The organism is Priestia sp. P5_B4 (assembly GCF_056400385.1).
In genome coordinates, this window is record NZ_JBFULJ010001121.1 from 1 (window position 1) to 1045 (window position 1045).

2 protein-coding genes are annotated in these 1045 nt (G+C 41.8%); both read left to right on the forward strand.

The window, feature by feature from the left end; genetic code table 11:
• Positions 1-135, forward strand: a 135-nt coding sequence (locus AC1DRF_RS29290) for a cobalamin biosynthesis protein (RefSeq protein ID WP_477742481.1), incomplete at its 5' end; no start/stop codon positions are given.
• A 13-nt stretch (positions 136-148) separates the two neighbouring features.
• Positions 149-1045, forward strand: an 897-nt coding sequence (locus AC1DRF_RS29295) for a cobyrinate a,c-diamide synthase (RefSeq protein WP_477742480.1), incomplete at its 3' end; no start/stop codon positions are given.

Below are 1045 nucleotides of genomic sequence, written 5' to 3' on the forward strand. Positions count from 1 at the left end.
GTCTTTAAATATACAGGTGCATATGGCGTGAGTGAACCTGCTGCTATGTTATACAGCGGTGCTGATAAGCTTGAACTTGTGAAGAAAAAGTCAGGGAATGTCACCATTTCAGTGGCGCTTATTCCCTATGACTAAAGGAGAGAACAACATGTCAAACAGAAGACTCGTCATTGCCGGTACTGGAAGTGGCGTAGGGAAAACAACACTTACAATCGGGCTGATGGCAGCATTAAGACAAGCTGGTTACAGAGTTCAAGGGTTTAAATGCGGACCCGATTATATTGATCCAACGTATCATACGGCTGTTACAGAACGAACGTCTCGAAATATAGACAGCTGGATGCTTGAACACGATATGGTTAGAGAAATTGTCGCTCGTGCTAGTGAAGATGCTGATATTTCCATCATGGAAGGAGTTATGGGATTTTTCGATGGGAAAAACCCGTTAACGAACGAAGGAACAACAGCAGAAATCAGCTTAATCACCAATAGCCCTGTCCTTTTAGTTGTCAATTGTGCTAGTATGGCTAGAAGTGCAGCGGCGATTGTAAAAGGGTTTCAGCAATTTTTACCGGAAGCTAACATCGTTGGTGTAATTGCTAACCGGGTTGGAAGTGAAGGACATTATAAACTTGTTAAGGCAGCGATTGAGCAGGAATGTCATATCCCTGTAGTAGGCTACTTGAAAAGAAACGAGGATCTTACGATTCCTGAACGTCACCTCGGGCTCATTCCGTCGATTGAACGAGGAGAGTTAACGCCGTTTTTTGAACAGTTAGGAAAGCTTGTTCATGATACAATTGATATCGAAAAAGTATATGAACTGGCTTTAGCTCCTAAAATAGAAATTAATGATCCTATCTTTACAAAGCCGTCCGTACCTCAAGTGAAAATTGCTGTAGCGAGAGATGCCGCTTTTAACTTTTATTATGAAGAAAATTTCGAATTGTTAAAAGCTTACGGAGCAGAGCTTGTAGAATTTTCGCCTTTAAAAGGAGAAGTGGTTCCACAAGATGCTGACGGTCTTTATATCGGAGGCGGATTT